The following is a 9,043-nucleotide window of genomic DNA, read 5'->3' as shown; positions in this document are numbered from 1 at the left end:
CGGCTACTGCGGTTACGGGTGCGGCGGTTGATCTGACGGCGACGGTTGCTCCGAACAATGCTGTGGGTTCGGTGCAGTTCAAGTCGAACGGTACGGCGATCGGTTCTCCGGTGACAGTGACTGGCGGTGTTGCGACTCTGTCGCATGCGTTTGATGTTGCTGGTGCGCAGAGTGTTACGGCTGATTTCACCGCTGGTGCAGGGTTTGTGAGTTCGTCGGCGCCTGCTCAGACGGTGACCGTTTCTGATCCGGCTCCGGTCGATGTCGAGACCACGACGTCGCTGTCGGTTCCGGCTACGGCGATCACGGGTACGGCGGTTGATCTGACGGCGACGGTTGCTCCGAACACTGCTGTGGGTTCGGTGCAGTTCAAGTCGAACGGCACGGCGATCGGTTCTCCGGTGACAGTGACTGGCGGTGTTGCGACGCTGAGCCATTCGTTCGCTGCTGCTGGCGCTCAGAGTGTTACGGCTGATTTCACCGCCGGTGCTGGGTTTGTCAGTTCTTCGGCGTCGGCTCAGACGGTGACGGTCTCTGATCCGGCTCCGGTTGATGTGGAGACGACGACGTCGTTGTCGGTTCCGGCTACTGCGGTTACGGGTGCGGCGGTTGATCTGACGGCGACGGTTGCTCCGAACGCTGCTGTGGGTTCGGTGCAGTTCAAGTCGAACGGTGTTGCGATCGGTTCTCCGGTGACGGTTTCCGGTGGGACCGCGACTCTGTCGCATGCATTCGATGCTGCTGGCGCGCAGAGTGTTACGGCTGACTTCACTGCCGGCGCGGGGTTTGTCAGTTCGTCGGCATCTGCCCAGACCGTCACTGTCTCCGATCCGGCTCCGGTCGACAAGGCGACGAAGACGGTTCTAAGCGTTCAGGGTGAAGCCAAGGTCGGACTCCCTGTCGATCTCTTCGCGACAGTGTCCGAAGATCCCTCGGACGCCCTGGTTCCGTCCGGCGGAACTGTCCAGTTCAAGATCGGTGGAGTCGATCAGGGCGCCCCGGTCGCGGTTGTGGACGGAGTTGCCAAGCTGCCGCACGTATTCGGAGCAGAAGGCACCTTTGCAGTCTCGGCCACATTCAGTGGGTCCGGTGTGTTCACTGCCTCCACTGCGGAATCCGTCGACGTCAATGTCACCGTTCCGACTCCGTCGGATGTCGAGAGCTCTACGTCGTTGACGGCTCCGTCTTCGGCAAAGGTCGGCACCTCGGTGCAGCTGAAGGCTGTGGTCAGTTCTTCCGGCGCGACGTCGGGAACAGTTCAGTTCTTCGACGGAACGACTCCGATCGGGACGGCTGTTGATGTTGTAGGTGGGCAGGCTGTGTTGAGCCACACCTTCACCACCACCGGAAATCATTCGATCACCGCGGTTTACAGCGGAGCCCAGGGAGTTACGGGTTCCACGTCGACTGCATCGGTTGTGAACGTCGGTAACGGGGGTGGAGGCTCCGGTTCGCTCGGATCGCTGTCGCTGCCGTTCGGTTCCTGATTCTCCGATGATGTGATGCCCCTTGCGCCCATGGGTGCAAGGGGCATTGCATTGCCGAAAGACTCAGCGATTGGTCGTTAGCGTAGGTATCGGCAATTTGTGAATGTTTGTCCGAAAAAACTGATACACGTGCTACTTTTGGCGGGTACTGTACGGGCGTCCAGCTTCAATCCTGATTTTCGCTCTGTTCGAGTATTCCGAGAGAAGAACCAATGCACATCTCGACGCTCCGGCACTGCGCCGCGCCTCTGACCGGCGCTGCCCTGGTGGCCGGGATGCTGCTTATAGGTGGTGCGCAGGCTGCTGCGCAGACCACCACGACCTCATTCAAAAGTACGTGTCGCGCATCGGCGGCCATCAACGTCGACAAGACCAAAGACGATTCAGTCATCGTCAATGCGCCGACCACAGTGGTATCCGGAGAGACATTCACTTTCACGATCCAGCCTGGCCCGGCTTCATACCCGGACAGTGATTCCGGCGCGACGACCAGCAATTTGTCGAGGTTGAAGTTCGATTTCGAGATTCCGAACAACACGACATTCGTTCAGGCCGCTGTGCTGCCGAACACGGGTAAGAACCTCGATGGGGTTCCGGCAGGCGTGCTGAGGATCAACACGTCGGGTTCAGTCGATTCGGCAGGACCTCTGCTTCGGCTGTCGGGCAACAACGAAGTAATTGCCAACGGCACTTCGAACAGCACCAACAGCGAAGGGGGCATCCGTGCTCCCAAACTCAAGAAGAATCTGGACGGATCGTCCAACGGCAACGGGGACAGTTGGTTCCAGATGCCGGCCGTCGAGGTAACCGTCGTCGCGGGCATTGCCGGGACGGCAATCACTCCGAAGGTGCGGACGTCCGGCAGCGCCGGAAGTTACAACGCAAGCGAAAATTTCAGCACCCAACTCGCCAAAGCCACATTCCTCGGTGGAACCCAGTGGGCGCCGACCAAGTGCTCTCCGCGGGACGGAACGGGATCGGGGCTCAACAGCGGGGCAGGCGCGCTGGCGACCATCGCAGTATCGAGTGCTGATGCACCCTCGACCACACAGCTCAACATACCGGCCTCGACTTACGTAGGCACCGAGATAACCCTGTCTGCGGGCGTTTCCGGTGGAATATCTGGTGGCACGGTTCAGTTCAAGGACGGAGGCAACCCGATCGGTGGACCGGTCGCGGTCGTCAACGGAACCGCCGCACTTCCGTACACTTTCACGACGGCCGGTGACCACAGCGTCACGGCTGAATTCAGCGGCGTATCCGGAGTCTCCGGATCGACATCGGCGGCCAAGGTAATCAAGGTCCAGTCCGCACGCACTGCGACATCGGTAGCAGTGACCGCGCCCGAGAATTCGGCGCTCAACGTGCCAGTGGATTTGAGTGCAACAATCTCACCGACGCCGACGGGTGGCACGGTTCAGTTCAAGGACGGATCGAACAATCTCGGTGCGCCGCAGCAGGTTACCTCCGGGCAGGTCAAGCTGACCACCTCCTTCGCAACCCCCGGGCAGCACTCGATAACAGCGATCTACAGCGGAACATCCGAATTTGCGGGATCGACGTCAACTCCTCAGATCGTGGGAGTCGCAGCGGCAGATTCGGTGACGACAACATTCGTCAACCTTTCCGGGTCAGCCGCGACCGGCGACGAAGTAGCGCTGTCCGCATCAGTCTTCCCAACACCTACTGGCGGAACGATCCAGTTCAAGGACGGTGGAGTCGATATCGGCGCCCCGGTCGAACTCGTCGGAGGGACCGCAAACCTTACTCACAGTTTCGATTCGGCCGGCAGTCATTCGATCACTGCGATCTACTCGGGAACGGCGGGCTTCACAGCCTCGACATCGCTACCGAAGACGATCACGATCGATGACGGAATCTCCGGGACCACGACGGTAGTCACCGTGCCGCCATCGGCAACGACCCGGAACCCGGTTGAGTTGCGCGCGGTGATCAGTCCCGCACCAGCGGGTGGCACCGTTCAGTTCGCCGACGCGGGTGTACCGGTCGGTGACCCTGTCGCCGTCGACAACGGCGTAGCGGTCATCACCCATTCCTTCACGACGGCTGGAACGCACGCGATCACCGCGCTCTATTCCGGTGATCCGACGTCCGCCGGATCGGTTTCGGCGGCGCAGAGCATCGAGGTGACGTCCTCCGATGTCGCCACGTCGACAACGGTGACCGTCCCGGCGGCTGCCAGGACCGGTGGCGAAGTAGATCTGAAGGCGTCGGTTGAACCGAAGCCTTCCGGTGGCACCGTTCAGTTCACGGACGCGGGCGCTCCTATCGGATATCCGGTCAACGTGGTCGATGGTGTCGCGACGCTCAGCCACGTCTTCACGAATTCCGGGTCTCACGACATTGCCGCTGCGTTCAGCGGCGCTGTCGGATTCGACGGCTCCACGTCCACCCCGGGCACCGTGGAGGTCAGTCTCGCGGATCTCGGCACCGCCACTCTGCTCAGTGTTCCCGGCGAAGCCAAGACCGGCGCCGCCACCGATCTTTGGGCTTCGGTGTTCGAATTGCCGAGTGGGCAGCCTGTTTCGACCGGCGGAACCGTTCAGTTCTCCGATGGAGGGGTCAGCCTGGGTGCGCCCGTATTCGTATTCGACGGAGTAGCCAAGCTGACACATTCTTTCTCCACTACGGGTGCACACGAGATCATCGCGACCTACAGCGGATCAGAAGGTCGTAACGGCTCGACAGCGCAAGCCCGTTCGATCAACGTATCGGAGGCGACCGCGTCGGACATCTCGACCGCCACCGTCATCTCCGTACCCGGCACAGTCACGGTGGGTTCACAAATATCGTTGAGCGCCAACGTCATCGCCTCGGAGACTGCCGGTGGAACCGTGCAGTTCATGGATGGCGACACACCGATTGGTCAGGCGGTCGTCCTGGTCAACGGCGTTGCCACCCTGGGGCACACCTTCGACAAGTTAGGTACTCACCCGATTACCGCGGTGTACAGCGGTGCAGCCGGATTCTCCGCCTCGACGTCGGCGGCTACCTCCGTCCTCGTCGAAAATGCCTCGACCGGCAACGGTGGCGGCGGATCCAGTGATTTTCTTCCGTTCGGTTCCTGACCTTCGTGCGTTGCTAGCTGAGGAGTATTCGTGTCTGTGAGAAGAAGTTCCGCGGTTGTGGTGGCGGCGTTGGTCGGTGGTGCGTTGGTGGCCGGTGGTGTTGCTTCGGCAGCTCCGTCGTCATCGCCGCCCGTGGAGAAGAGTGTTGACTTCAAGTTGGGGTGTGACGGCTACGAGCATTTGGCCGTTGACATCTCGGATGTGTTTCATTCGACGGGTGTGACGGTGTCGGCGCCGGAGAAGGTAGTGGCAGGGTCGACGTTCACGTACCGGGTGCAACCGAATGCGATGTCGGTGCCGACAGGTGGCCATGCTGGTCGCAGTGTCGGTAAGTGGACGCGACTCAAGTACGACTTCGACATTCCTTCGGGGGTGTCCTTCGTGGATGCGCGAGTGGTGGCAGGTTCATCATCGAATCTGTCAGGTGTGGCTCCGTCGGTGATTCGGATCAACGACGGCGGTTCGCCGGACGGCGCAGGTACGCATCTACGTATTTCGGGGAACAACCAGACTGCTGACTCGAACAACAAGGGCAGCAACGGCCCGAACACGAGTAAGAACAGCGACGGCGGAATCGAGGTCGCAGCGGGGAATACCTTCCGGTTGCCCGCGATCGATGTGACGGTGGTTGCCGGTGCTGCCGGCAGCACGGTGCAGCCGAAGGTTCGTGCGACCGACGGTGATTCGGGCTCGTTCAACTCCCCGAAAAACGCATTCACCTTCCTGCAGTACGAAACGTTGTGGCCGGGGTACTGGGAGCGGTACAACTGCTCGCCGCGTGATTCGAACAATGGCGGATTGAATGCAGGCGGTCAGGCGCTGGCCACCGTCAACGTCGTCACACAGGTGGCGACGACAACAGCCCTGACATCCGGCGCGACGGCCACCGTCGGCCAGTCGACGGATCTGGTCGCGCAGGTCTCGCCGGCGCCGACCAGCGGCACCGTTCAGTTCAAGGACGGTGGAACCGACATCGGTGCTCCAGTCGCCGTCGTCAATGGTGTTGCCACACTGCCGCATACATTCACGACATCGGGGGGTCATTCCGTAACCGCCGCATACGAGGGAGTTCTCGAGTTTCTCGGATCCACGTCGTCAGCACAGACAGTGAATGTGGCGGCACCCAATGAACATACGAGCACGTCGGTAACCGTGCCGGCGAGCGCTGTCGAGCAGACCTCCGTCGACCTGAACGCATACATCTCACCGGCAACCGACGGTGGAACGGTGCAGTTCAAGGACGGTGGGATCGACATCGGAGGTGCGATTCCGGTGACGGCCGGAGCAGCGAAGCTTGCCCACACTTTCACCACCACCGGCGCGCATTCGATCACCGCAGTCTATTCCGGCACTGCAGGTTTCGACGGTTCGACCGCAGAGGCGCAGACGATCGACATCTCGAGTTCCACGCAAGACACGACCACGACACTTCAGGTGCCTTCCACCGCGAACAAGGACGCTGCCGTCACCCTGACGGCAACTGTGAACCCGCAACCCAACGGTGGAACCGTCCAGTTCAAGGACGGTGGAGTTGCGATCGACGGCCCGGTTGCCGTGAGTGGCGGAATCGCTTCTCTTGCGCACACGTTCACCGCTACCGGCGCACACAGCATCACCGCCGAGTACTCGGGTACCGCGGGCTTCGGTGTCTCGGCTTCCCAACCCTCGACCGTCACAGTGGCTCTCGCTCAACAGAACACGACGACAGCGCTCAACGCGCCGAATGCTGCCTCAACCAGCACAGCCGTGGATTTGACTGCGGTGGTCTCGCCGACGCCAAGCTCAGGAACCATCCAGTTCAAAGATGGCGCGGCGAACATCGGAAGTGCGGTAGCAGTGGTCAACGGATCGGCGACACTCTCGCATCAGTTCAGTACCAACGGTGCGCACAGCATCTCGGCCGTCTATTCCGGCGGTGCAGAATTCGGCGGCTCGATCTCGGCCCCCAAGACCGTGACCGTGTCGACTGCAGCAGCTGATTCGGCGACTACCGTGACTGTTCCGCTCAGTGCTAACACCGGCAGTGCCGTTGACCTCAAAGCCACTGTGTCTCCTGCGGGCAACGGCGGAACGGTGCAGTTCAAGGATGGCGGTACGAATATCGGCGGCGCCATCGCGGTGACAAGCGGTTCAGCGACGCTCAACCACACCTTCACCACGGCCGGTTCGCACGACATCACGGCGGTGTTCTCGGGCACTAACGGAGTGAACGGATCAACGTCAAGTGTTCAGTCCGTCCAGGTGAGTGTCGCCGATCAGGGCTCCGTGACATTGCTCAGTGTGCCTGGTGAAGCGAAAACCGGTGTGGAAACAGACTTGTGGGCGAGCGTTCGGACATCGACTGACGGAATCGTCGGAGAAGGCACCGTGCAGTTCTTCGACGGCGGCGTTGCGATCGGTGGTCCGGAAGCCGTGACGGCTGGCGCTGCCGGCCTGTCGCATACGTTCACGAACACGGGAACTCACAGCATCACCGCGGTGTATTCAGGCGGCTCCGGAATCATCGGATCAACGGCGCTGGCGCGCACGGTGAACGTCACCGCTCCGGCTCCGTCCGACATCGCAACAGCCACTGGAATAACCGTTCCCGGCAGTTCGACCGTCAACAAGTCGGTAACTCTCTCCGCCACTGTCACTTCGGTGCAGAACGGTGGAACCGTGCAGTTCATGGACGGTGACACACCGATCGGTGAGGCTGTCGCGGTAATCAACGGGATCGCCGCCCTCAACCACACATTCACGACGACCGGTGTGCACTCGATCAAGGCGATTTACAGTGGCGCAGCGGGATTCACGGGGTCCACGTCCGATGTCCGCACCGTCCAGGTCAACGCGGCACCCGGTGACGGCGGCAACGGCGGTACCGGTTCGCTCGGAACCGGATCGCTGGGGTCTCTTCCGTTCGGTTCCTGAACTGGTCACAGCATCTGCAGTACTCGAATACCGTCGACGGGAGTAGCTATGTCACACCAAAAGATCTGCGATTCAGGTCGGAGAAGTTTTCATGTCGCGTAACCTGTTTCGTCGTGGCATAGCGCTCGTCGGCGTCGCCTCGGTGGCGTTGCTCACGGTCGGTTCCATCTCGGCTACCGTCTCCTCTGCTGCGACGGCAACCGTCTCCGAGGGCAAGTACCGGTTCACGCGCAGTTCCAACGTCGACACCGTGTATCTCGGTGACAAGATCACGTACACAACTGCCATCACCAAGTCCGGTATCGACGGATACATCAACACCTTCGTCGATGTACACCCCGCCTGCCTGACGTACGAAACGGGCTCTGCGAAACTGACGCGAGGGTCTACGTCGTCGATCACTCCGTCGTCCGTCACGGGAACGTCAGTCACTGTGACCAATGCCGGCTGGCTGGTCAACGGAAACAATCCGTGGACACTCAGCGTGACGTACCTCGTCACGGATTCCTGCGCGTTCGGTGCACTCGGTGGTGGCGTCACCGCCAGGGGCACCGTGATGGGAAGCAGTGGTTTCGGAGTGTCCGAAGATCATTCCACCATGGGGCCATCGGTGACGGTCGCCAAGCGCGACACCACCACTGCGCTGTCGGTGCCGGCCACCGCGACGGTGGGTTCGTCGGTAGACCTGACGGCGACAGTCGGGCCCAACAACGTGCCGGGAGCTGTCCAGTTCAAGGACAACGGCAGCAATATCGGGTCACCTGTCACCGTCAGTGGTGGTGTGGCCACATTGGCTCACTCTTTTGGATCCGCTGGCTCACGCTCCGTCACGGCGGTATTTACGCCGAGTGCGGTGGCATACGCGGGTTCGACATCCGTCGCCGCGAACGTGACGGTCTCGAACCCAGTTCCGGTGGATGTGGTGACGACGACGTCGTTGTCGGTTCCGGCTACTGCGGTCACGGGTTCTGCGGTTGATCTGACCGCGACGGTTGCTCCGAACACTGCTGTTGGTTCGGTGCAGTTCAAGTCGAACGGTGTTGCGATCGGTTCTCCGGTGACGGTTTCCGGTGGGACCGCGACTCTGCAGCATGCGTTCGGTGTTGCTGGCGCTCAGAGTGTTACGGCTTACTTCACCGCTGGCGCTGGGTTTGTGAGTTCTTCGGCGTCGGCTCAGACGGTGACGGTCTCGGATCCGGCTCCGGTGGATGTGGAGACGACGACGTCGTTGTCGGTTCCGGCTACGGCGGTTACGGGTGCGGCGGTTGATCTGACTGCGACGGTGGCTCCCTCGAATGCTGTTGGTTCGGTGCAGTTCAAGTCGAACGGCACGGCGATCGGTTCTCCGGTTGCAGTCTCCTCGGGTGTTGCGACGCTGTCGCATGCGTTTGATGTTGCTGGCGTGCAGAGTGTTACGGCTGACTTCACCGCCGGTGCTGGGTTTGTGAGTTCTTCGGCGTCGGCTCAGACGGTGACGGTCTCGGATCCGGCTCCGGTGGATGTGGAGACGACGACGTCACTGTCGGTTCCGGCTACGGCGATCACGGGTGCGGC

At 61.3% G+C, this 9,043-nt stretch carries 4 protein-coding genes; all 4 read left to right on the top strand.

Annotated elements, in window-relative coordinates; all coding sequences use genetic code 11:
• Positions 1 to 1,487: Ig-like domain repeat protein (locus ACWF6P_RS01320; RefSeq protein ID WP_452619684.1), on the top strand; the 1,487-nt coding region annotated here is incomplete at its 5' end.
• Between the two features lie 212 nt (positions 1,488 to 1,699).
• A complete protein-coding gene (locus tag ACWF6P_RS01315) occupies positions 1,700 to 4,576 on the top strand; it encodes a beta strand repeat-containing protein (protein WP_452619683.1) in 2,877 nt (958 codons plus the stop codon).
• A 30-nt stretch (positions 4,577 to 4,606) separates the two neighbouring features.
• On the top strand, positions 4,607 to 7,489 hold the full coding sequence (locus ACWF6P_RS01310) for a beta strand repeat-containing protein (RefSeq protein ID WP_452619682.1): 2,883 nt from the start codon (positions 4,607 to 4,609) through the stop codon (positions 7,487 to 7,489).
• A gap of 91 nt (positions 7,490 to 7,580) precedes the next feature.
• Positions 7,581 to 9,043 (top strand): Ig-like domain repeat protein (locus ACWF6P_RS01305; protein WP_452619681.1); only part of this gene is annotated, 1,463 nt, incomplete at its 3' end.

Source organism: Rhodococcus sp. NPDC055024, assembly GCF_053608585.1.
Note: the sequence above shows the minus strand (reverse complement) of the source record. Positions and strands in the feature narration are given on the sequence as shown.